This window comes from Saccharopolyspora terrae (assembly GCF_004348435.1).
Lineage (GTDB): Bacteria > Actinomycetota > Actinomycetes > Mycobacteriales > Pseudonocardiaceae > Saccharopolyspora > Saccharopolyspora endophytica.
This window is the reverse complement of the sequence record NZ_SMKS01000005.1, coordinates 162,470-184,170: the sequence shown is the minus strand read 5'-3', so window position 1 is coordinate 184,170 and position 21,701 is coordinate 162,470. Positions and strand designations below refer to the sequence as shown.

Below are 21,701 nucleotides of genomic sequence, written 5' to 3'. Positions count from 1 at the left end.
ATGACCGACTCGCGGCTCGGCGTGATCGGCTCGGTGCTGATCGCGATCGCCGTGCTCTTCTCCCTCAGCGGCGACGCGATCTCGCCCTTGCTGGCCGGACGAGGCCTGCACGCGGTGTTCGCCGAGGCCGGGGGACTGGTCGAGGGTGATCCCGTCGTCGTGTCGGGCATGACCGTCGGCCGCGTCGAGGGCGTCGAGCTGCGCGACACCGACGTGCTCGTCTCCTTCACCGTCGACGAGCCCGACCTGCGGGTGGGGGAGGCCAGCACCGCCGCGATCAAGGCCCAGAGCGCGCTCGGCGAGAAGGCCCTGAGCCTCGCCCCGGCAGGGCCCGGCGAGCTCCCCGACGCCGCGCAGATCCCGCTGTCGCGCACCATCGCGCCCTTCGACGTCACCCAGGCGCTGCAGGGCCTGACCGATCAGACCTCGCGGCTGGACACCGAGCGGCTCACCGCGGCCATCGACACCGTCGCCGGAACGCTCGAAGGAACCGCGCGCAGCGTCCCCGGAGCGCTGACCGGGCTGCGGCGGCTGGCCGAGAGCGTCAACGCCCGCGATGCCGAGCTGCGGTCGCTGCTCGAGCACTCGCGGGCCACGACGCGAGTTCTGGCGCAGCACGATTCGGACCTGCGCGCGATCTTCGACGAGGGAACGGTGCTGCTGGCGGCGCTCAACGAGCGCCAGGCCGCCATCGAACGGCTGCTCGCCGACCTGACCACCACCGCCGACCAGCTCGACGCGCTCGCGCGGGAGAACGACGCGCAGCTGCGGCCGGCGCTGACCGAGCTGCACTCGGTCCTGGCGGTCCTGCGGGAGAACCGGGACAACATCACCGCCGCCGTGCACGAGGCCGTGCCGATGCTGCGCACGCTCGGCGAGGTGGTCTCCACGATGCCCGCGCTGGACGCCTACTTCGCCAACATCCCGCCGACCAACGCGGTTCCAGGCCTGCAACAGCTGCTCGGGAGGGGGAACCGATGAACCGCCGAGCCCTGGCGATCCTGTGCGCGGTGCTGTTCGTGGCCGCGGCGGCCCACCTGCTGTCCGCCGACGGGCAGAAGCACGCCACCGCCCACTTCGCGAGCGCGAGCGGCCTCCACGTCGACGACGAGGTGCGGGTCCTGGGCGTGCGGGTCGGGGAGGTCGAGGAGATCGTGCCCGAGGCCACGGGAGTGCGGGTGCGCTTCGGCTACGACGCCGATCGCGCGGTCCCCGCCGACACCTCCGTCGCCCTGGTCGCGCCGAGCCTGGTCAGCGGCCGGTACCTGCAACTCGCGCCGGTGTACCGGGGCGGGCCGGTGCTCGCCGACGACGCCGAGATCCCGCGATCGCGCACCCTGGTGCCCGCCGAGTGGGACCGGACCAACGCCGAACTCACCGAACTGGCCAAGGCCCTCGGGCCGGGTGGCGCCAACCGCCACGGCGCCGTGTCCCGCGCGATCGAGGCAGGAGCCGCCAACCTGGGCGGCAACGGGGTCGAGTTCCGCCGCACGCTCGACGCGCTCGCCGGGACCTCCACGACGGTCGCGGCGGGCAGCGAGGACCTGTTCGGGAGCCTGCGCGACCTCGACGAGTTCACCTCGAACCTCAACGCGAGCCAGGAGCGGCTGCGGGCCTTCTCCACCCAGCTGGCCTCGATCAGCGCCCTCGCCGAGGACAACCGCGCGAGCCTGGGCCAGGCGCTGGCCTCCTCCGACCGGGCGCTGGGCACGATCACCGACTTCACCCGAACCCACCAGCAGCAGCTCGGCGACACCGTCGGCTCGCTGCGAGACGTCACCGCCACGCTGGCCGCGAGCCGCGCCGACCTCGCCGAGGTCCTGCACATCGCGCCGCAATCGCTGGCCAACCTCTACAACATCTACGAACCGGTCACCGGCTCGGCCAGCACGCGGGTGCAGATCCCCTACACCGCGAGCCTGTCCACCTTCAGCTGCCAGATGGTGTTCTCCGCCGGCGGCACCATCGACGACTGCCGGGCCGCGCTGGACCCGCTGCTGCGGCCCCTGGACGCACCGCACCTGCCGGTCGGCCTGGATCCGCTGCACCGACCCGGCAACCCGCACCAGCAGCCGCCACCGGGAGGGCCGTGATGCGCCTGATCGCCCTCCTGCTGATCACCGGCCTGCTGGCGGGGTGCGCGGTCGACAGCGCCCGGATGGTGCCGCTGCCGGGCGGACCGGGCAGCGGCAGCGACGCGCGGCGCGTGGTCGTGCGCTTCGCCAACGTCGCCAACCTCGTACCGCGCTCGGAGGTCAAGGTCGACGACGTCACCGTCGGTGCGGTCCGCAGCATCGGTCTGCACGGTTGGCAGGCGCAGGTGGAGATCGGTCTGGACCCGGGCGTGGTGCTGCCCGCCAACGCCGTGGCCACCATCGGGCAGAAGAGCCTGCTCGGCGCCCAGTACGTCGAACTGGCCGCCCCACCCGACCCGGTGGGAAGGCTCGGCGACGGCGACCTCATCCCCGTGGAGCGCACCAATCGCTACCCGGGCACCGAGGAGCTGCTGGCCGCCCTGTCGTTGTGGCTCAACGGCGGGGGACTGCGCCAGGTCCGGGTGATCACCGACGAGCTCAACCGGGCGCTGAGCGGGAACGAGCAGCAGGCCGCGGACCTCATCCACCGGCTCGACGTCCTCGCCCGCTCCGCCGACGAGCAGAAGGCGCAGATCATCCGCTCCCTCGAAGCGGTCGACGGGCTCGCGGCCCGGCTGCGCGCGAACTCCGAGCGGCTCGGCCGCGCCTTCGACGAGCTGGGACCGGGAATCCGCGTCCTCAACGAGCAGCGCGAGGCGTTGCGCTCGGCCCTGGACGCCTCCAACAGGCTCGGCGCGGTCGGAACCGACGTGCTCGACCGCTCCCGCGACGACCTGCTGGCGACGGTGCACGACCTGCGCCCGACGCTGCACCAGCTCGTCGCCGCTGGCGACGACGTCCCGAAATCCCTGGACACGCTGGGAACCCTGCTGTTCCCGCTGAGCACCTACAAGAAGATCGTGCGCGGCGACTTCCTGAACCTGGCGGTGACCCTGGACCTCTCGGTCCCGAGCCTGGAATCCGGTCTGCTGGCCGGAACTCCCGTCGAGACCGTCTTCGACGCCGCCCGCACCGCCCTGCAGGCCACCGACCCGATCCGCGGCCCGCTGGGCATCGGCTCGCCCATCGAGGAACCACCGCCGTCGCCGCCACCCGCGAACCCGCCGCCGGACCCGGCCCTGCCGCTGCTCGGCGACCTGCTGGGAGGTGGCTGATGCTGACCAGACGGGTGCGGCTCCAGCTCGCGGCCTTCGCCGTGCTCACCGTGTTCGGGGTGGGCACGGTGCTGGTCAACTACCTCGACCTGCGCCAGCTCCTGGGCTTCGGGCAGTACGAGGTCACCGCCGTGTTCTCCGACGCCACCGGGCTGCACCCGGGCGCGATGGTCGGCTACCGCGATGTCGAGATCGGCAAGGTGCGTTCGATCGACCTCGGCGACGGGACCGCGGTGGCCACGCTCGGCATCGACGACGACGTGCGCGTCCCCGCGCGGGTGAGCGCCGCGATCCGCAGCAAGTCGGCGATCGGGGAGCAGTCGGTCAACCTCACCCCGGCCGGCGACGGACCGCCCTGGCTCGAACCGGGCGACCGCATCACCGACACGACGACGCTGCCGCGCACCGACGAGCTCATCACCAGCCTCGACGACCTCGCCGCCTCGATCCCGCAGGAGGAGCTCAACTTCGTCCTCGACGAGCTCACCACCGGACTGCGAGGTCAGGAACCGCAGGTCACGACCCTCCTGGAGAACACCAGGACGGTGCTGCACCAGGCCGGGCTCAACCTCGAACCCACCGTCGGGCTCATCGCGGAGCTCGGGCCGTTCCTGCGCACCCAGCGCGACATCGCACCCGAAACCCGTTCCACGCTGCGGGATCTCGCCTCGTTCACCGAGCAGCTGCGGCGCAGCGACGGCGACCTGCGCGGGGTCCTGGCACGCACCCCGCCCGCGGCCGAGCAGCTGATCGGCCTGCAAGACCGGCTGATGCCGGCGCTGCCGCACCTGCTCGCCGACCTGGACGCCACCGGGCAGGTGATCCGGACCCAGCTGCCCGGGGTCTCCCAGACCCTGGTGCTCTACCCGGCGATGACCGCGGCGCTGCAGCGCGTCGTCCAGCAGCCCGGTGCCGCGCCGGGCAGCGCCCACCTGGGCATCCGCTTCTCCGTCAACAGCACCCCGCCCTGCTACTCGGGTTACACGCCGATGTCGCAGCAGCGCTCCTTCGACGACGAATCGCCCGCGCGGACGCCCCCGGACCAGTACTGCAAGGTCGCGCCCGACGACCCCCGGTCGATCCGCGGGACGCGGAACTACCCGTGCGCCAACGATCCTGGCCGCCGCGGACCGACCGCGGCCGCGTGCGGGGCGCGACCGGAGGAGGTCGTGGCCTCCTACGACCCGAGCACCGGCAACGCGATGCTGCCCGACGGTCACCTCCTGGTGCTCGGCGACGTGGCTGAACAACGGGGAGGAGAGCCGACCACATGGCACGATCTGCTGCTCAAGTGAGGCGAACCGGGGGCCTGGTGGTGGCGACGCTGCTGCTGATCGGGCTCGCCGCGCTCGGCACTCACTTCCACAACGCGGCCGAAGCCGCCGCGGCGCGGGACGAATCCGATCAGCAGGCGGTCGCCGTCGCGCGGCAGGCCGCGCTGGGGCTGACCAACATCAGCGCGCAGACCGTCGACCAGGACTCCCAACGCCTGACCGCGCTGGCGACCGGTGACTTCAGGGACCAGTTCGCCCAGCAGAGCACGGCGTTCCGCGACATCGTCACCGGCTCGAAGGTGACCTCCCGGGGCGAGGTGGTCGAGGCGGCGCTGTCGAGCTCCGACGGCACGACGGCGGTCGCGCTCGCCGCGGTGCGGGCCACCGTCGGCAACGCGGCCTCACCGGAGGGCCAGCAGCGCCAGTACCGGTTGCGGATCACCTTGGAGAAGACCGGCGAGACCTGGCTCGTCGCCAACCTGGAGTTCGTGCCATGACCACCGCAGAGGCCGTCGAGGAGCAGGAAGTCGCCGAGAGCCCGGTCCGCCGCCGGATCGCCACCGCGCTGGTCGTCGTGGTGCTGCTGGCGGCCACCGCCGCCGTCGTGGTCCTGCACCAGCGGCAGGACACCGCAGCCCGGGTCGCCTCGGCTCGGGCCGCCGCAACGGAGGTGGCGACCCGGCGCATCCCCGAAGTGCTCAGCTACAGCCACGAATCGCTCGACCGCGACCTGGCCGCCGCCGAGCGCGCGGTGACCGGCGGTTTCGCCCGCGACTACCTCGAACTCCAGCGCTCCATGATCCGCCCCGTCGCCGTCCGCGACCGGATCAGCACGCGCACCACGCTGTCCGCTCTCGGGGTCGTCACCGCCACCGACCGGCAGGTGGTGCTGCTGGCGTTCATCAACCAGCTCACCACGAGCAGCCGCCAACCGGCTCCGCTGATCGAGGGAGCCCGGGTTCGGGTGACCGTGGAGAAGGTCGGCGACGACTGGCTGGTGTCCACTCTGGACACCGTTTGATCTGGTCATTCATCGCTTGAGATTCGGCGCGTCCGTGACAGCGGGGATGAGACCCCGGTCATGTGCCAGTGCTGGTGTGATGTTGACCCCCGGGGTGACGCGGTGCGAGTATCGGTGGGACGACGTTCCCACCACGAGCCGTGTCAGAGCCCGTTCCGCTGAGTTCACGAGCTGATCCCCCTCTTGTCGTTCACCGAGGTTGTTCCCCGCTCAGGTCGTCCTCAGAGCGGAGGTGGTCGCTCGACGGTCGGCCGAAAACTCGGCAGGACCACGCCGTTCTTCCAAAGGGGGAGGAGCAGCAATGGTTTTCCAGCTGGAGAAGGTCAACGAAGCGATACGACGGCGGGTTCCACCGCTCACCTCGATGCCGCTGCCGCGCTCGGTCGACCAGCGCATCTTCGAAAAGCAGTGGCCCGTCACCGAACTCGCGCCACCACCGCCCGGCAGCGGGCTCAAACCGGTGCTCGGCGACGCCGGAGCACCGCTGATCGGCCACTCGCTGGACTTCATGCGCTACGGTCCCGCGTTCGCGCTGCGCCGGTTCGAGCTCTACGGCCCGGTCTCCTGGGCCTACTCGCTCGGCCAGCGCATGGTCACCCTCGGCGGCCCGGAAGCCACCTCGGCCGCCTTGGTCAACAAGGACAAGGCGTTCTCCCAAGGCGGTTGGCGCAAGCTCATCGACAAGTTCTTCCACCGCGGCCTGATGCTGATGGACTTCGAGGAGCACCTCGGGCACCGGCGCATCATGCAGCAGGCCTTCACCCGGCAGCGCCTCACCGGCTACGTCGACCAGATGGGCCCGACGCTGCGCGAAGGCGTCACCGCCTGGGGCGGGCAGGACAAGACCCGGCTGTACTGGCTGCTCAAGCAGCTGACGCTCGACGTGGCGACCCGGGTGTTCATGGACCGGCGCAGCGGTCAGGAAGCCGACCGCGTCAACCGCGCCTTCGTCGACTCGGTCCGCGCGGCCACGGCCGTGGTGCGCTACCCCGTTCCGGGCGGGCGCTGGGCGGCCGGTCTGGCCGGGCGCAAGCTGCTGGAGCGCTACTTCGCCGACAACATCGGGACCGCCCGCGCGGTCGAGGGCGACGACCTGTTCTCCGCGCTGTGCCACGCGCGCAGCGAGGACGGCGAGCAGTTCGGCGACGACGACGTCATCAACCACATGATCTTCCTGATGATGGCCGCCCACGACACCTCCACCATCACCAGCTCCGCCGCGGCCTACTACCTGGCCAAGCACCCCGAGTGGCAGGAGCGGGCTCGCGCCGAGTCGCTGGCGATGGGGGAGGAGATCCCCGACATCGAGGCGCTGGAGAAGCTCGGCACGCTGGACCTGGTGATCAAGGAGGCGTTGCGGCTGGTGGCGCCGGTGCCGTCGATGGTGCGCGAGACCGTCCGCGACACCGAAGTGCTGGGCCACCACGTGCCCGCGGGCACGATGGTCGGCGTCTCGCCGCTGGTCAACCACTTCTCCCCGGACCACTGGACGAACCCGTTCGACTTCGACCCGGAGCGCTTCGCCGAGCACCGCCGGGAGGACAAGTCGCACCGCTTCGCCTGGGTGCCCTTCGGCGGTGGGGCGCACAAGTGCATCGGCCTGCACTTCGGGACGCTGGAGGTGAAGCTGCTGCTGCACGAGATGCTGCGCGCCTACACCTGGAGCGTCCCGGACGACTACGAGGTCAAGTGGGACTACGTGTCGCTGCCGGTCCCGGTCGACGGGCTGCCGGTGCGGCTGCGGCGGAGGTGATCTTCGCTTCGTCGCGGTTCCCGACCTGATCTCCGCGGGACCGGGCTCGCTCCTCGACGTGACCCGGGCCCCGCGCACAGCGGGTCTCGGCATCCGCGTTCACGGGCGGTGTGCGGTTCTGGTCCGAACCGACCATGATCGAAATCCTTCTTGCCCGGTCGGTTCGGGCCGAGACCGCCCCGGGGTCACCCGAACGACGCTCCGATGAGGGGGAGGGCGCGGAGTTCGTCGATGGTGAAGGTCAGGCCGGCGAGGGCGCAGGTGGCGCGCATGGTCACCGCGTAGTCGAACTGCCCGGGCTCCAGGTCCTCGTCCTCGACGACGCCGGCCGCCTCGAACGCGGCGCGCAGCTCCTCGGGGAAGTCATCGAGGTCGTCGGTGACCAGGTCGTCGACGTTGATCCAGACGACCTCCTCGCCGTCGACGAAGAACGTCATGCTCGCGTCGGCGTTGATGGTGAACACGCTGGTCGCGGCGGTGCGGCCGGACGCCGACAGCGCCGCGGTCGCTTCGTCGAAGGTGTGCCCGGCGTCGTCGTAGACGAACGTCCAGTCGCCGACCTGCCCGGCCAGCAGCGCGGCCGCGGTGCCGGGCTCGATGCCCAGCGCCGCGCCGGGCAGCGAGGTCCAGTCGTCGGGCTTGGAGGCGGGTAGCTCGCAGGGCTGGATGAGGTGCGGCTTGGCGCCGACGGCCTCGAGCGCGGCCTTCGGGTCGAGGCCGCGAACGACGTGCAGGACGTGGTTCGGATCCGCGCAGGCCAGTTCCGTGATCCACTTCGGATCGCCGTCGTCCAGTGCGTTCGGTGGGAATCCTGGTACGGGCACGGATGTCTCGCTTCCGGTCGCTGATCGTGCGCGGGGGGTCCGCACCCATCACACGTGCGGCGAAGCGGATCCGGATCACTCGGGATGGTGATGATGGGCCGCTTTGACTTGATTAGTTCAAGAAAATGCGGCAGGCTGCAGGGCGTGACGACGACTGCGGACTACGAGCGCATGTTGCGCGAGGCTGCGCTGCGTGTGACGCGACCTCGTGTAGCTGTGCTGTCCGCAGTGCACGAGAACGCGCACGCCGACACCGATTCGATCATCGGGCAGGTCCGGCACGACCTGCCCAAGGTCTCTCACCAGGCCGTCTACGACGTCCTGCGCGCGCTCACCGTCGCGGGTCTGGTGCGCCGGATCCAGCCGATGGGTTCCGTGGCCCGCTACGAGGCGCGGGTTGGCGACAACCACCACCACGTCGTGTGCCGGTCGTGCGGCGAGATACACGACGTCGACTGCTCCGTGGGCGCCGCGCCTTGCTTGGAGGCGTCGGACTCCCACGGCTTCGTCATAGACGAGGCAGAGGTCATCTACTGGGGGCTCTGCGCAGCCTGCGCCCCCGAATCCGCTGAAGAACTGCACTGAAATTCGGAAGGATTCCCGTGTCTGACAGCCCTGACACCCAAGAGACGAACCAAACCGGTGGTTGCCCGGTCGCGCACGGGGGCCTGACTCACCCCACCCAGGGTGACGCCAACCGCGACTGGTGGCCGAACCGGCTCAACCTGAAGATCCTGGCCAAGCAGCACCCGAACAAGAACCCGCTGGGCGAGGACTTCGACTACGCCGCCGAGTTCAAGACGCTGGACCTGGCCGCGGTCAAGAAGGACATCCAGGACGTCCTGACGGACTCCAAGGACTGGTGGCCGGCCGACTTCGGCAACTACGGCCCGCTGATGATCCGCATGGCCTGGCACTCCGCGGGCACCTACCGCATCAGCGACGGCCGCGGTGGCGCCGGCGGCGGTCAGCAGCGGTTCGCCCCGCTGAACTCCTGGCCGGACAACGTCAGCCTGGACAAGGCCCGCCGCCTGCTGTGGCCCGTCAAGCAGAAGTACGGCCGCAAGCTGTCCTGGGCGGACCTGATGGTCCTCACCGGCAACGTCGCGCTCGAGTCGATGGGCTTCAAGACCTTCGGCTTCGGCGGCGGCCGCGTCGACGACTGGGAGCCCGAGGACGACGTCTACTGGGGTGCCGAGACCACCTGGCTGGGCAGCGACAAGCGCATCTCGACCGAGTCGGGCGAGCGCGAGCTGGAGCGTCCGCTGGGCGCCACCCACATGGGTCTGATCTACGTCAACCCGGAGGGCCCGGAGGGTCAGCCCGACCCGGTGGCCGCCGCGCGCGACATCCGCGAGACCTTCGGCCGGATGGCGATGAACGACGAGGAGACCCTCGCGCTGATCGCCGGTGGTCACACCTTCGGCAAGACCCACGGTGCCGCCCCCGACTCCAACCTGGAGGCCGAGCCCGAGGGCGCCGGTCTGGAGGCCCAGGGCCTGGGCTGGCAGAACAACTACGGCACCGGCAAGGGCGCCGACACCATCACCAGCGGCATTGAGGTCACCTGGACCTCCACGCCCACCAAGTGGACCACCAACTTCCTGTGGAACCTGCTCAGCTTCGAGTGGGAGGTCTACCAGGGGCCGGGCGGTGCCTGGCAGTGGCGTCCGAAGGGCGGCGCGGGCGAGGGCACCGTGCCCGACGCGCACGACCCGTCCAAGCGGATCGCGCCGAACATGCTGACCACCGACATCGCGCTCAAGGTGGACCCGATCTACGGGCCGATCGCGCGCCGGTTCATGGAGAACCCGGACGAGTTCGCGGACGCCTTCGCCCGCGCCTGGTTCAAGCTGACCCACCGCGACATGGGTCCGAAGTCGCTGTACCTCGGCCCGGAGGTCCCGGACGAGGACCTGATCTGGCAGGACCCGTTGCCGGCCAACGACAACGACACCCTGTCCGATGAGGACATCAAGTCGCTCAAGGCCAAGATCCTGGAGACCGGCCTGTCCGTGTCGCAGCTGGTGTCCACCGCGTGGGCCTCGGCTTCGACCTTCCGCGGCAGCGACAAGCGGGGCGGCGCCAACGGTGCTCGCATCCGCCTGGAGCCGCAGCGCAACTGGGAGGTCAACAACCCGGACCAGCTGGCAAGCGTGCTCTCGGCCCTGGAAGGCGTGCAGCAGTCCTTCGGCAAGAAGGTCTCGCTGGCCGACCTGATCGTGCTCGGCGGTTCCGCCGCCATCGAGAAGGCCGCCGCCGATGCCGGTTCCAGCATCGAGGTGCCCTTCACCCAGGGTCGCGTCGACGCCGGTGAGCAGCACACCGACGCGGACTCCTTCAACGCGCTGGAGCCCATCGCCGACGGTTTCCGCAACTACTCCAGCAAGGCCGCGGAGCTCCCCGCCGAGTACAGCCTCATCGACCGGGCCAACCTGCTCACCCTGAGCGCCCCGGAGATGACCGTCCTCATCGGTGGTCTGCGCGTGCTGGGTGCGAACTACGACGGTTCGAACCACGGCGTGTTCACCGACAAGCCGGGCGTGCTGAGCAACGACTTCTTCGTGAACCTGCTCGACATGGCCTACACGTGGCGGTCCACTTCGGACGACAAGTCCACCTACGAGGCCACCGACGCCTCCGGTGCGGTCGTCTGGACCGGTACTCGCGCCGACCTGGTCTTCGGTTCGAACTCCGAGCTGCGCGTGCTGGCCGAGGTCTACGCCTCGGCCGACGGCAAGGAGAAGTTCGTCGAGGACTTCGTCAAGGCCTGGGTCAAGGTCATGAACCTCGACCGCTACGACCTGGTCTGATCCTCAGTGTCCGTGGTCGTTTTGCGTGGCGGTGCGGGTAGCGGAACCTCAGCGGTCCTCTGGCTCCGGGATCCGCAACTGATGTATGACCAATACACGGCGTTGCGGCTGTCCTCACCAGAGAACCGCTGAGAACCCGCGGCGGTGCGGACTGAGTCCCGCACCTGAAGCGGCGGCTTCCGCCGCCACGAGAAGCGAGCACTCAACCGATGGGACCCCGTCCGTCTTGGGCGGGGTCCCATCGCGTTGCAGGACACTACTTCTTCTTGCGGGTGACCCAGATGGTGATGGTGGCGCGGACGACGACCTGGTCCTTCTTGTCGTAGACGTTGACCGGGACGTCGATCTCCTGGCCCTCGTCGCCGAACTCCGGGATGGCGTCGAGCTCCGCGACCGCGCGCAGGCTCGTCTCGGCCTTCGCGAGGTACTCGACGTTCATCTTCTTCGGCAGCCAGCGGTGCGAGGTGGGCACGGTGGCCTCGGCGACCATGCCCATCGCGACCTCGGCGAGGTTGCACGCGGCGATGGCGTGGTAGGTGCCGATGTGGTTGTGCACGCCCCACCACTTCGGCGAGGTGACCACGCAGCGGCCGGGCTTCATCTCCCGGACCATCGGCAGGATCGTCCGGAAGTAGGGCGCCTTGAGGCTCACGCTCAGCGAGAACAGCCCGCGGCCGCCGAAGACCTGCGAGACCTTGTTCCAGAGCGCGAAGGTCGGAGTCTGGGAGCTCATGACCCGAGAGCGTATATTACCCGCCAGTAACCTCTGCGGTCCCGGTGCGCCAACTCACTCAGCTCAGGAACCTCCGCGCCAGCTTCGCCGCGCCTCGCAGCACGCCCCCGGACTCGCCCGGCGGCGGGGGAGGCGGCAGCGGCCGGTCGCCCGGACGCGGCGCGGTGCCGGCGAACTGCATCGCCCGGTAAGGCCAGTTGCGCTCGGTGTTCCACTGGCTGACGACCAGGTGAAGGTCGTCGAGCGTGGACCCGGGGACGATGTAGCCGCCGTAGAGCTGGGCGACGTGACCGGCGCCGTGGTCCTCGCAGCCCCAGGCGCAGCCGTGCAGGACCGTGCCGCGGACCGCCTCGTAGAGGTTCGACGTCGGCTCGTCGATGTTGAGCACGTCCACCCGGTAGTCGCCGGCGTTGAACAGCGCCAGCAGCCAGCGGTTCTCGACCTTCCGCAGGCACAGCTCGCCGTAGGAGCCGGTGAGCGCGACCGTCGGCGGGTTGTGCCACGCCCACTGGCCGTCGCGGAAGCCCCAGCCCTGCCACGCGCCGGGATCGGTGATCCGCTCGGCGGGCACGCGCTGCAGGATCAGGCCCTTGTCGCGCTGGAAACCGGTGGAGAAGGCGTAGACGAAGCCGTCGTCGCCGAGCTCCCAGGTCAGCATCTGGAACAGGCCGCCGTGCGCGTCGCCGGGCCAGGTGGCCCCGGTGTGCTCCCAGGTCTCGCCGTTGTCGGTCGAGCGGTGGATCTCCGTCCAGTGCACGTTCCCGAGCCCCTGGCACACCATCACGTGCAGGAACATCTCGCGGCCGATGGTGATGAGGTCGGTGGGCAGCACGGTGCTGACCGGGCGTCCGTGGATGACCGAGTCGTGCTCGTAGGGCAGGGCCTGGTCGGCGTAGTCGCTGCGCGGCCCGTACGAGCCCGTCCACCGGATGCCGCTCAGCGCGCTGGCGGCGTCGCCGAAGACCACGACGGGCGAGCGCCAGCCCGGTCCGCCGACCCCGGCGCGGTCGAAGGTGTCGCCGAACACCGCCACCAGCCGGCCGTCCGGTGCGACCGCGGTGACCCCCAGGTCGGTGCCGCCGATGCCCAGGTGATCGGTGATTCCCGGTCCGGTGAGGTCCTTGACCTTGCGCAATCCGTTGCCCTTCGTCCGCTTTCGTCGGTCACCCCGACGGTACGTGCTGCAGCTCGGTGGCCGCGTAGTGGCGGAGCTCGTTGATCATGTGGTGCACGACCGCGGGAGCGTTGTCCCGGTGCAGGCAGGTGAGCACGCGGGAGCCGGGATCGGGGATGGCGTTGCTGAGGCGGACGTTCGGCGATGGGTTCTGGCGCAGCGTCAGTTCCGGGATGATCGTCGCGCCCAACCCGTGAGCCACCAGCCCGAGCAGTGTCGGCGTCGTGCCGGTGCCGATGTCGTGCGCGTCGAGTTCGAGCCCGTGCTCGCGGCACATCCGCTCCAGGTGGCGACGGGTCGCGGGCCCGAACGACGTGGTGATCCACGGTCTCGCGAGCAGCGTCGCCGGGTCGGAGTCCGGCGGCCATGTGGCGGGCACGACGACGCGGAACGGATCCCGCACGATGTCCACCTCGACCACGCCGGGAGGGCGCTCCGGTCCGTCCTCGCCGGGACGTTCGCTGAGGATCAGGTCCAGCTCGCCGGTGGTGAGCCCGTGCAGCCGCTCGGACTCGGAGATCTCGTAGATGTGCGGGTCCAGAGCCGGGTTGACCGCCGCCATCCGCATGGCGACCGGTGCCCCCAGCTCGCTGAGCGCCACCGAGAAACCCCCGATCCGCAACGGGCCGGCAGGCCCCTCGCGGAACTGCTCCATGTCCCGCTCGGCCTCGGCCAGCGCCTCGGCGACCCGGCCGGCGTGATCGGCGAGCGCGTTGCCCGCCGGGGTGAACCGGATGGTCCTGCCGCCGCCGCGCTGCTCCCGGTCCACCAGGTCGATGCCCAGCTCGTTCTCCAGCTTCGTGAGGTGCTGCGACACCCCGGAAGGGGTCAGGTGCAGCAGCCGGGCGGCGGCCAGCACGCTCCCGGTCCGGCGAACGGTGCGCAGGAGCAGGAGGCGGCGCGGGTCCAAGGGCATTCAATCAGGCTAACCCAGTGCTCCAGAACAAGTAACTTTCGCTGATGTCGAATCCGGTGAACACTGAGTCCTCGTGAAGCCACAACAGCCCGACCAGGCGTACCGCGCGGCTCGGGACGCCGTGCTCATCGCCGCCCGGCAGACCGGCGCGGACGCCCTGGGCGAGGACGTCTACTGGACGCTCGGCTCGCTTCGCCAGCTCCTGACCTCGCTCGACGCCGCGCTCGGCAGCTTCGGTGACGGTCTCGTGGACCGCGCGTGCGCGGGTGAGCTCACCAACGTCGAAGGCCCCTTCGCCGGTGACCCCGTCGAATCCGCACTCACCGCGAACCAGTGGCTGGACCGCGCCCGGACCCACCTCGCCGAGGCCCGCGACGCCGCCGACAACGCCCACATCGCCATCGCGGGCATGGCCCGGTCGCGCTGAGCCGGAGGGCGTGGGGCCCGATTTCAGTGGAATCCGGGTTCCGATTTCCACTGAAATCGCCTCAGAGGAACCCGTGGACCTGATTCAGGTGAGGTGGTCACAGCGGGTCGTGCCGTGTCCGTGGGAGGTGGGGGCGCGCGGAGCTCGGGCGCCGGTGATGTTCCTGCCGGGCGCCGGTGACGTCGTGGCCGCTACCGAGTTCGCCCCCGCGAGCGTTCGCTCAGGGCGTGAGAATTCGAATTTCGCGCGAAATTCGAGTCGAAACTTTGGCGTTGGAATTTCGCGCGAAATTCGAGTCCGGCTCGTGACGGCGGTGTCAGGGCACTGAGGGCGCCTCGGTGGAATCGGGGGACGGTCTGGCGACGATCACCCCGAGCCGAAGCCGTCAGGGTGCCTCGGTCAGACCCGCGTAGAGGTCGGGGCGGCGTTCGGCGAGCTGGGTGTTGACCCGCCTGGCGGCAGTGGTGGCCGCCGGGTCGACGCGGGCGAAGAGCAGCTCCTCGCCGCTGCCCGCGCGGGCGAGTTCGGTGCCGTCGGGGGCGATCAGGCACGTCTTGCCGATGTAGCTGAGCTCGTCCTCGCTGCCGCAGCGGTCGACGTAGGCGACGTGCATCTGGTTCTCGTAAGCCCGTGCCGGGACCAGGGTTTCGGCCACGACGTCCTCCGGAGGCAGCAGCGCGGTCGGCACCACCAGGAACTCGGTGCCCGCCAGCGCGTGGGCGCGCGCCGGTTCGGGGAACTCGATGTCGTAGCAGATCAGCAGGCCGATGCGGACGCCGTCGAAGTCGGCCTGCACGACCGGCACGTCACCGGGTCGGAAGTGCTTCTGCTCCATCGGGCCGTAGAGGTGGGTCTTGCGGTAGGCCGCGAGCGGCTCGCCGGTCGCGGAGACGAGGAAAGACGTGTTGTGGACGGCATCGCCGACGCGCTCGGGATTGCCGTAGACGATCCCGATCCCGTGCTCGGCGGCGATGCGGCGGACGCGCCGACCGACCGGTCCGTCGGCGGGCTCGGCGAGCCGTTCGATGTCGGCGCCGATGTTGTAGCCGGTCACCGACATCTCCGGGCACACCAGCAGCCGGGCGCCTCCGGCTGCGGCGCGGCGCGCGACCTCGTCGAGGCGCGACAGCGCCGCCTGCGGAGTGTGGCGTTCGAGCGGACCCTGGTCCAGTGCGACGGTGAGCATCAATCCGACAGACTAGAGCGCCGCCGTCCGTAAGCGAAGTAGATGAGCAGTCCGGCCAGCATCCAGACGCCGAAGGCCACCCACGTCGCCGCGCCCAGGCTCAGTATCAGGTAGCAGCAGGACAGCACGCCCAGCAGCGGCACCAGCGGCACCAGCGGCGCCCGGAACGAGCGCGGCAGCTCCGGGTTGCGCCGGCGCAGGACCACGACCGCCAAGTTGACCAGCGCGAACGCGAACAGGGTGCCGATGCTGGTGGCGTCGGCGAGCGCACCGAGCGGCACCACCGCCGAGAGCACCGCGATGAAGCCCGACACCAGCAGGGTGTTCGCCCGCGGAACTCCGGTCCGCTCGTCGACCCGGGAGAACAGGGGAGGGACCAGCCCGTCCCGCGACATCGAGAACAGGATCCGGGTCTGCCCGTACAGGACCGTGAGCACCACGCTGGCCACCGCCACGATCGCACCCGCCGACAGCAGGATCGACCCCGTCGTTCCGCCGAGCACCTTGCTCAGCGCCGCCTCGGTGCCCTCGAACAGCGTCCAGTGCATCGCGCCGACCGCGGCCAGCGCGACCAGGCAGTACAGCACCGTGACCAGCACCAGCGACAGCATGATCGCCCGCGGCAGGTCGCGCTGCGGATGGCGGGCCTCCGATCCGGCGGTGGAGGCGGCGTCGAAGCCGATGTAGGAGAAGAACAGCTTCCCGGCCGCCGCGCTCACCCCTCCCATGCCCAGCGGCAGCAGCGGCGAGTAGTTGCCGTCCTGCACGGCGGTGAACGCCAGCGCGCAGAACAGCACCAGCGTTGCCGTCTTGATCAGCACCATCGCGGTGTTGATCCGCGCGCTCTCCCGCGCGCCGCCCAGCAGCGCCACCATCGCCAGGACCACGACGACGGCGGCGGGCACGTTGAGGATTCCGCCGTCGCCCGGTGGGGAGCTCAGCGATTCGGGCAGCGACACGCCCGCCACCAGTTGCAGGAGCTCGTTGACGTACTGCCCCCAGCCGACCGCGACGGCGGCCACCGACACGCCGTACTCCAGCATCAGGCACCAGCCGCACACCCAGGCGGCCAGCTCGCCCATGGTCGCGTAGGCGTAGGAGTAGGACGATCCGGCGACCGGGATCATGCCCGCGAGCTCGGCGTAGGACAGCGCCGAGAGCAGCGCGGTGACACCGGCGATGACGAACGCCAGCGCCACCCCCGGTCCGGCCAGCGGCACCGCTTCGCCGAGCACCACGAAGATCCCGGTGCCCAGCGTGGCACCGACGCTGAGCATGGTCAGCTGCCACAGCCCCAGCGAACGCCGCAGCGAGCCGCCCTGACCCTGCCCGCTGTCGGCGACGAGGTCCGCGATGGGTTTGCGCCGCATGAGCTGCGCCCCAACGCCGTTCCTCGGTCCGCGCGACGGCGCGAGAGCGTCCTCCACCACGAATTCCTCCACTGTGGACGCCACGATGCGCCCGCCTCGATGTGAACTGCCACACCACGCTGGCGGGCAACGTTAGCGAGGCAACCGTGTACAGAGAAGCCGCAATCGTTGCGGAGAGAGCCGCCTGGCGTTCGAACGTTGCGGCATCCGGAAATACCGGTGAAAACGGCGGCTCGGGTCCCGGCGGGACGGGTTGCGGGGCGTTGGGCCAGGTGGCGGGTAGGGTCGTCGTTTTCGGGAGAGGTGGCGCTGTGGGAGTGCGGTTCGAGGAGCTCGATTGGCGGGAGACGCCGATCGGTGCCATCAGCCTGCGGAGGCGCCGGGACCCGGTGCTCGACGTGGACGTCTTCGAGGTCAAGCTCGACGACGAGTACCTGATGTCGAGCCTGTTCACCGTCGCCGAGGTCGAGCTCGCGCGGCTGGGCCTGGCCAAGTCGTCCGGTTCGGAGCTCGACGTCGTGGTCGGCGGACTCGGACTGGGCTACACCGCGCGGGCCGCGCTGGAGGACCGGCGCGTGCGGTCGCTGCTGGTCGTGGAAGGGCTCGGCGAGGTCATCGAGTGGCACGAGCGCGGACTGCTCCCGCTCGCGCCCGAGCTGACCGGCGATCCGCGAAACCGGTTCGTGCACGGGGACTTCTTCGCGCTCGCCGAATCACCCGAGGGCTTCGACGGCGGTCGGCGGTTCGACGCGATCCTGCTCGACATCGACCACTCCCCGCAGAATGTGCTCGACAGCGGGCACGCCGGTTTCTACGCCCCCGACGGCCTGCGCAAGATGGCCGCGCACCTGCGCCCGGGCGGCGTCTTCGCGCTGTGGTCCGACGATCCGCCGGAGGACGGCTTCACCCGCGACCTCGCCGAGGTCTTCGACGACGTCACCGCCCACGTGGTCAGCTTCGACAACCACTACACCGGAGGCACGTCGGCCAACACCGTCTACGTCGGGGTGTCCACTTAGACTCATCGCTTCGTGCGGCGGTGCGAGTGGTGGAACTCGAGCGGATTCGCGGACTCCGTGCGCCATCAGCACCGAGGGCGTCCGCGGATTCGTCAGGTGGGTTGCCGGAGGCCCTGAACTGCCGGCGTACGAGGTCCGGCACACTATGAGCAGGGCTGACGAACGTCCTCAAGTGCGCGAACGGTTGCGACGTGGGAGAGCAAGTGCGCTCATTGGCATCTGAGGTGGAGCAGGCGGTGTCTGAGGCCATGGCCGCAGCGTTGCCGACAGAACTCGCCGATCAGGACCCCTTGGTGCGCCGATCGGGCCATGCCGACTTTCAGTCGAACATCGCGCTTTCCATCGCCAGAAGAGCAGGCCGGAAGCCGCATGATCTCGCTGGGCAGTTGCGGTCAAAGCTGGCCGAAGTGCCCTGGATGAAGAGCGTGGAGCTGTCGGGTCCTGGCTTTCTCAACATCACCTTGGCCGATGCGGCGATCGTGAATCAGCTCGTGCAGCGCTCTGAGCAAGCGAAGCTGGGCGTCGAAGAAGGTCAACGCGACCAGGTCGTCACGGTCGATTACTCGGCGCCCAACATCGCCAAGGAGATGCACGTCGGGCACCTCCGGTCGACCCTGATCGGGGATGCTCTCGTTCGTGTCCTCGGCTTTCTCGGGGCAGAGGTCATCCGGCAGAACCATGTCGGGGACTGGGGCACGCAGTTCGGAATGCTGATCCAGTACATCTTCGAGCACCCCGAGGAGAGCTGGCGCAACAGCGAGGTCGACCAGGACGGTCATGAAGACGCGACGTCGGCGCTGGATGCGCTCTACCGAGCCGCGCGGGCGGAGTTCGATGCTGACGAGGCGTTCAAGGAGCGCGCGCAGCGTCGGGTGGTAGCGCTGCAGAGCGGTGATGAGGAGACCGTCACTGCGTGGCACGACATCGTCGAGGAGTCGGCGGCTGCGTTCCAGAAGATCTACGACCGACTCGGAGTGCTCCTCAACGAGAACGATCTGGCGGGAGAATCCCGGTACAACCCGCTGCTCGATGATGTCGTTGAGGAGTTGCAGAGGAAGAGCATCGTCGAGGAGAGCGATGGTGCTCTGGTGGTCTTCTTCGACGACATCCTCGGGCCGAGCGGCGACCGGGTTCCGCTGCTGGTCCGCAAGCGAGACGGTGGCTACGGCTACGGCGCGACGGACTTGGCGACGATCCGGTACCGCCTGCAGGACTTGAAGGCGACCCGAGCGTTGTACGTCGTGGATGCCCGCCAGGCGCAGCACTTCGACATGATCTTCCGAGTCGCGCGGCGAGCCGGTTGGCTGACCGGCCAGGACGTGGAGCACGTGCAGTTCGGCACGGTGCTGGGCAGCGACGGCAAGCCGTTCAAGACCCGTTCAGGTGGCACGGTCAAGCTCTCCGACCTCCTCGACGATGCCCTGCGCAGGGCATGGGAGATCGTCACGGAGAAAGAGCCTGACATCAGCGCTGCGGATCTCGAAGACATCGCCGAGACGGCGAGCGTGGGTGCGGTGAAGTACGCGGAGCTGTCGACCGTGCGGACCAAGGACTACGCCTTCGATGTCGACCGCATGGTCTCGTTCAACGGAGCGACCGGCGTCTACCTCCAGTACATGCACACCCGCATCAAGTCGATCCAGCGCAAGGCCGCCGACACCGGTGCTGGTGAAGCCAGGTTCGACGCGGGCCTTGCCTTGGAACCGCAGGAGCGGGCGCTGTCACTGCTGATCGATGAGTTCGCCGACACCCTCGAGGTCGTCGCGAAGACGCTCGAACCACACCGACTCGCGGGGTACCTGTACGGGCTGGCCCGGGCGTTCTCCGAGTTCTACGAAGCATGCCCGGTCCTGAAGGCCGACAGCGACGAGGTTCGCGCAAGTCGGCTCGCGTTGTGCGAACTGACCGCGCGAACGCTCGCGCAGGGGCTCGACCTGCTGGGGATCACAGCACCAGAGCGGATGTGAACGACGCTCCGCTACCTGTCGTCTCGCAGATCAGGAGAAACTCGCCCAGCGCAGTTTTCGTGATCTTCACCGAGCGCTGTGCCTGATCCGGGCTCAACTCCCGCACGAACACCCCAAGTTGGCGTGCCGCACCACCTCCAGCAGCGAACCCGCGCAGCCACCATCAGCCGACACGCTCACAACCTTGGCGAGGCGCCTAGGACTCGGCCGCCGCCTTGATGCGGCGGAGCGTCTCCAGCATTCCGGCTTCGAGCTCGTCGGCGTGCTCGGATTCGCCGCCGAGCGCGAGGGTGGCGAACGCGGTGCTGATCTTCGGCAGCGTCCGGGTGAGGACCCGGTGCTGGACCAGCCGGGTTCCGGAGTCGGTCGGTTCGAGCTCGAAGGTCCAGCGGGCGCCGCTGGTCGTGGTGTCCCACGCCAGCCGCCGCTGCGGTTCGAAGACCGTCACGACGTTGCGGGTCGGCCACACCGCAGCCTTGCGCCGGTTCAGGCCGAGGTACCACTGCCCGCGGCGGAACCCGCCGGGCTTGAGCGGCAGCATCGCCACGAGCTCCGGGCTGGCGTCCGCGTGGGTGCTGGTCCGCGTCAGCAGCTGCCAGACGTGCTCCGGGCGTGCGTCGATGAGCACTTCCGCCCGCATGTCCCGATCCGCTGCACCCACGTCGCTCCTCCCTCGCGCCCGGTGGAACGCTAAGCGACGCCGGGCGCGGGGGACAAGAGCCTGCGGTCACGCACTCGCGGTCAGCGTGGCGAAGGCGATGACGTTGTCGCGGTAGCTGTCGCGCTCCGCGTCGAACGATCCGCCGCAGGTGATCAACCGCAGCTCCGCGGCATCGCTGTTGCCGTAGACCTCCTGGGCCGGGAACTCGGTCTTGGGCACCTGCGCGACGCGGGTGATGGTGAACGTCGCGGTGCGGCCGTCTCGGCGGGTCACGATCACCTCGTCTTCGGGCTGGATCTCGTGGAGCCGGGCGAAGATCCCGTCGTGGCCGCCGCCGTCGACGTGCCCGAGGATCACCGCCGGGCCGAGCTGCCCCGGTGTCGGCCCGAATCGGAACCACCCCGCCTGCATCGGCGTCTCCACCGGCGGCACCTCGACGGTGTCGTCGGCGTTCAGCCCCAACGGGATCAGCGTCGAGGTGGCGTCGATGGCGGGGATGCGCAGTTCCACCGGGTCGGAGGCGGGAAGCGCGATGCCCGCCCGCGTGATCGGTGCCGGAGGTGCGGTGGGGCCCTCCACGGCGGCCCCACCGCAGCCGGCGAGCGACCCGATCAGCGCTGCGAGCAGCACCGCGCGGAGTCGGCTCACCGGCTCACCGCAGCGTGGAACCAGGCCGGATCGACGCTCTCCGGGCCACCACCGGTCTCGGGAGCGCCCTTCGGGATCCGGGTCACCTGCCGCGGCTCCGCGCCGCTGCTCCCGGACGGCGCGGTCGCCTCGTCGCTGTCGTCCTCGGCGTCGGGCGGAAAGACGGTGAACGTCCACTTCAGGTGCTGTCCTCGACCGCACCACGCGGTGACCGGGTAGCGGCCGGGCACGGTCTTGGGGTGGATGGTCGCGGGTGCCACGTAGGTGTTGATGCCCGAAGGCGTCTCCACCTGCTCGTAGGCGCCGATGTCGAGCACGGGCGAATGGGCCTCGCGCGGCTCGAACGGGCACCCGACCACGACCCCGATGTCGTCACCGGGCTGCGGCCGGCCGTCACCGGTGATGTGGATGAACGGCGACGGCGGCGGGTAGCCCGGCTCGGAGGGCTCCGTCGTGGTCGGTTCCGTCGTCGTCGGTTCGGTCGCGGACGTTTCGGCCAGCGCCACCGGCGCAGCCGCCAGGGCCGCGGTCAGGCCCAGCAGCGCGAGCGTGCTGAAAGTGGGCGTGCGCATGATGTTTCTCCTTCACCAAGCCCCGATCAGGCGGATCGCCTCGGGGTGATGTGGGAGAAACGCCGGTGGCCGGGAAAGGTTGGCCGCGTTACC

21 protein-coding genes are annotated in these 21,701 nt (G+C 69.8%); 12 read left to right on the top strand and 9 right to left on the bottom strand.

The window, feature by feature from the left end; translation table 11 throughout:
- The 7 genes from E1181_RS05900 (at position 1) to E1181_RS05870 (ending at position 7,298) form a co-directional block, all read left to right on the top strand.
- Entirely contained in the window at positions 1-981 is a 981-nt protein-coding gene (locus E1181_RS05900) for an MCE family protein (RefSeq protein WP_132672867.1), read from the top strand.
- Positions 978-2,093 carry an MCE family protein gene (locus E1181_RS05895; protein ID WP_132672866.1) on the top strand — a complete coding sequence of 372 codons (1,116 nt, stop codon included), beginning with the start codon at positions 978-980 and terminating at the stop codon, positions 2,091-2,093. Before E1181_RS05900 ends, E1181_RS05895 begins: the two co-directional genes overlap by 4 nt.
- Positions 2,093-3,250 (top strand): MCE family protein, encoded by a 1,158-nt coding sequence (locus E1181_RS05890; RefSeq protein ID WP_132672865.1) that lies wholly within the window; start codon positions 2,093-2,095, stop codon positions 3,248-3,250. Before E1181_RS05895 ends, E1181_RS05890 begins: the two co-directional genes overlap by 1 nt.
- Positions 3,250-4,545, top strand: a complete 1,296-nt coding sequence (locus tag E1181_RS05885; protein WP_132672864.1) for an MCE family protein — start codon at positions 3,250-3,252, stop codon at positions 4,543-4,545. The genes E1181_RS05890 and E1181_RS05885 overlap by 1 nt, the downstream gene beginning before the upstream one ends.
- Positions 4,542-5,021, top strand: coding sequence for a mammalian cell entry protein (locus tag E1181_RS05880; protein ID WP_132672863.1), 480 nt, complete (start codon positions 4,542-4,544; stop codon positions 5,019-5,021). Before E1181_RS05885 ends, E1181_RS05880 begins: the two co-directional genes overlap by 4 nt.
- A complete protein-coding gene (locus E1181_RS05875) occupies positions 5,018-5,545 on the top strand; it encodes a hypothetical protein (protein ID WP_132672862.1) in 528 nt (175 codons plus the stop codon). The genes E1181_RS05880 and E1181_RS05875 overlap by 4 nt, the downstream gene beginning before the upstream one ends.
- 301 nt (positions 5,546-5,846) lie before the next feature.
- Positions 5,847-7,298, top strand: a complete 1,452-nt coding sequence (locus E1181_RS05870; RefSeq protein WP_132672861.1) for a cytochrome P450 — start codon at positions 5,847-5,849, stop codon at positions 7,296-7,298.
- Between the two features lie 185 nt (positions 7,299-7,483).
- Here E1181_RS05870 and E1181_RS05865 read toward each other — a convergent pair whose 3' ends face one another.
- The gene (locus E1181_RS05865; protein WP_132672860.1) at positions 7,484-8,122 is read right to left on the bottom strand and encodes a DUF6461 domain-containing protein; all 639 of its coding nucleotides are present in this window, start codon (positions 8,120-8,122) and stop codon (positions 7,484-7,486) included.
- A 171-nt stretch (positions 8,123-8,293) separates the two neighbouring features.
- Here E1181_RS05865 and E1181_RS05860 point away from each other — a divergent pair, with 171 nt between their 5' ends.
- Both E1181_RS05860 and katG read left to right on the top strand, forming a co-directional pair.
- On the top strand, positions 8,294-8,707 hold the full coding sequence (locus E1181_RS05860; protein WP_132672899.1) for a Fur family transcriptional regulator: 414 nt from the start codon (positions 8,294-8,296) through the stop codon (positions 8,705-8,707).
- A gap of 17 nt (positions 8,708-8,724) precedes the next feature.
- Positions 8,725-10,935 (top strand): catalase/peroxidase HPI, encoded by a 2,211-nt coding sequence (gene katG / locus E1181_RS05855; protein WP_132672859.1) that lies wholly within the window; start codon positions 8,725-8,727, stop codon positions 10,933-10,935.
- 256 nt (positions 10,936-11,191) lie between these two features.
- Here katG and E1181_RS05850 read toward each other — a convergent pair whose 3' ends face one another.
- From E1181_RS05850 to E1181_RS05840, 3 genes are read right to left on the bottom strand one after another with little or no spacing between them, the layout of a single operon-like run.
- Entirely contained in the window at positions 11,192-11,668 is a 477-nt protein-coding gene (locus E1181_RS05850) for a hotdog fold domain-containing protein (protein ID WP_132672858.1), read from the bottom strand.
- Between the two features lie 58 nt (positions 11,669-11,726).
- A complete protein-coding gene (locus tag E1181_RS05845) occupies positions 11,727-12,803 on the bottom strand; it encodes a DUF4185 domain-containing protein (protein ID WP_132672857.1) in 1,077 nt (358 codons plus the stop codon).
- Positions 12,804-12,831: 28 nt separating this feature from the next.
- Complete coding sequence (locus tag E1181_RS05840; RefSeq protein WP_132672856.1) at positions 12,832-13,758, bottom strand: LysR family transcriptional regulator; 927 nt, start codon at positions 13,756-13,758, stop codon at positions 12,832-12,834.
- A 73-nt stretch (positions 13,759-13,831) separates the two neighbouring features.
- Between E1181_RS05840 and E1181_RS05835 the strand changes: the two genes are divergently transcribed.
- Positions 13,832-14,185, top strand: a complete 354-nt coding sequence (locus tag E1181_RS05835; RefSeq protein WP_132672855.1) for a hypothetical protein — start codon at positions 13,832-13,834, stop codon at positions 14,183-14,185.
- A 385-nt stretch (positions 14,186-14,570) separates the two neighbouring features.
- On the opposite strand, the gene E1181_RS05830 is transcribed toward E1181_RS05835, so the two are convergent.
- Positions 14,571-15,371, bottom strand: a complete 801-nt coding sequence (locus E1181_RS05830; RefSeq protein WP_132672854.1) for a carbon-nitrogen hydrolase family protein — start codon at positions 15,369-15,371, stop codon at positions 14,571-14,573.
- The gene (locus tag E1181_RS05825; protein ID WP_132672898.1) at positions 15,371-16,741 is read right to left on the bottom strand and encodes an amino acid permease; all 1,371 of its coding nucleotides are present in this window, start codon (positions 16,739-16,741) and stop codon (positions 15,371-15,373) included. Before E1181_RS05825 ends, E1181_RS05830 begins: the two co-directional genes overlap by 1 nt.
- Positions 16,742-17,052: 311 nt before the next feature.
- Between E1181_RS05825 and E1181_RS05820 the strand changes: the two genes are divergently transcribed.
- Positions 17,053-17,760, top strand: a complete 708-nt coding sequence (locus tag E1181_RS05820) for a polyamine aminopropyltransferase (protein ID WP_132672853.1) — start codon at positions 17,053-17,055, stop codon at positions 17,758-17,760.
- A 191-nt stretch (positions 17,761-17,951) separates the two neighbouring features.
- A complete protein-coding gene (argS, locus tag E1181_RS05815; protein ID WP_328590849.1) occupies positions 17,952-19,727 on the top strand; it encodes an arginine--tRNA ligase in 1,776 nt (591 codons plus the stop codon).
- A 196-nt stretch (positions 19,728-19,923) separates the two neighbouring features.
- On the opposite strand, the gene E1181_RS05810 is transcribed toward argS, so the two are convergent.
- From E1181_RS05810 to E1181_RS05800, 3 genes are all read right to left on the bottom strand, one after another.
- Positions 19,924-20,388: an SRPBCC family protein gene (locus E1181_RS05810; RefSeq protein ID WP_132672852.1), complete on the bottom strand. Its 465-nt coding sequence runs from the start codon at positions 20,386-20,388 to the stop codon at positions 19,924-19,926.
- 66 nt (positions 20,389-20,454) lie between these two features.
- The gene (locus tag E1181_RS05805; RefSeq protein WP_132672851.1) at positions 20,455-21,036 is read right to left on the bottom strand and encodes a class F sortase; all 582 of its coding nucleotides are present in this window, start codon (positions 21,034-21,036) and stop codon (positions 20,455-20,457) included.
- Positions 21,033-21,608, bottom strand: a complete 576-nt coding sequence (locus E1181_RS05800; protein WP_132672850.1) for a hypothetical protein — start codon at positions 21,606-21,608, stop codon at positions 21,033-21,035. The genes E1181_RS05805 and E1181_RS05800 overlap by 4 nt, the downstream gene beginning before the upstream one ends.
- Positions 21,609-21,701 lie beyond the last annotated feature (93 nt).

Excerpts from the sequence above, each read along its gene's own strand:
- E1181_RS05840 (WP_132672856.1), bottom strand. The coding sequence starts at position 13,758 with ATGCCCTTGGACCCGCGCCGCCTCCTGCTCCTGCGCACCGTTCGCCGG.
- E1181_RS05830 (WP_132672854.1), bottom strand. The coding sequence starts at position 15,371 with ATGCTCACCGTCGCACTGGACCAGGGTCCGCTCGAACGCCACACTCCG.
- E1181_RS05870 (WP_132672861.1), top strand. The coding sequence starts at position 5,847 with ATGGTTTTCCAGCTGGAGAAGGTCAACGAAGCGATACGACGGCGGGTT.
- E1181_RS05860 (WP_132672899.1), top strand. The coding sequence starts at position 8,294 with ATGTTGCGCGAGGCTGCGCTGCGTGTGACGCGACCTCGTGTAGCTGTG.
- E1181_RS05850 (WP_132672858.1), bottom strand. The coding sequence starts at position 11,668 with ATGAGCTCCCAGACTCCGACCTTCGCGCTCTGGAACAAGGTCTCGCAG.
- E1181_RS05895 (WP_132672866.1), top strand. The coding sequence starts at position 978 with ATGAACCGCCGAGCCCTGGCGATCCTGTGCGCGGTGCTGTTCGTGGCC.
- E1181_RS05875 (WP_132672862.1), top strand. The coding sequence starts at position 5,018 with ATGACCACCGCAGAGGCCGTCGAGGAGCAGGAAGTCGCCGAGAGCCCG.
- E1181_RS05800 (WP_132672850.1), bottom strand. The coding sequence starts at position 21,608 with ATGCGCACGCCCACTTTCAGCACGCTCGCGCTGCTGGGCCTGACCGCG.
- E1181_RS05825 (WP_132672898.1), bottom strand. The coding sequence starts at position 16,741 with ATGCGGCGCAAACCCATCGCGGACCTCGTCGCCGACAGCGGGCAGGGT.
- E1181_RS05890 (WP_132672865.1), top strand. The coding sequence starts at position 2,093 with ATGCGCCTGATCGCCCTCCTGCTGATCACCGGCCTGCTGGCGGGGTGC.
- E1181_RS05900 (WP_132672867.1), top strand. The coding sequence starts at position 1 with ATGACCGACTCGCGGCTCGGCGTGATCGGCTCGGTGCTGATCGCGATC.
- E1181_RS05885 (WP_132672864.1), top strand. The coding sequence starts at position 3,250 with ATGCTGACCAGACGGGTGCGGCTCCAGCTCGCGGCCTTCGCCGTGCTC.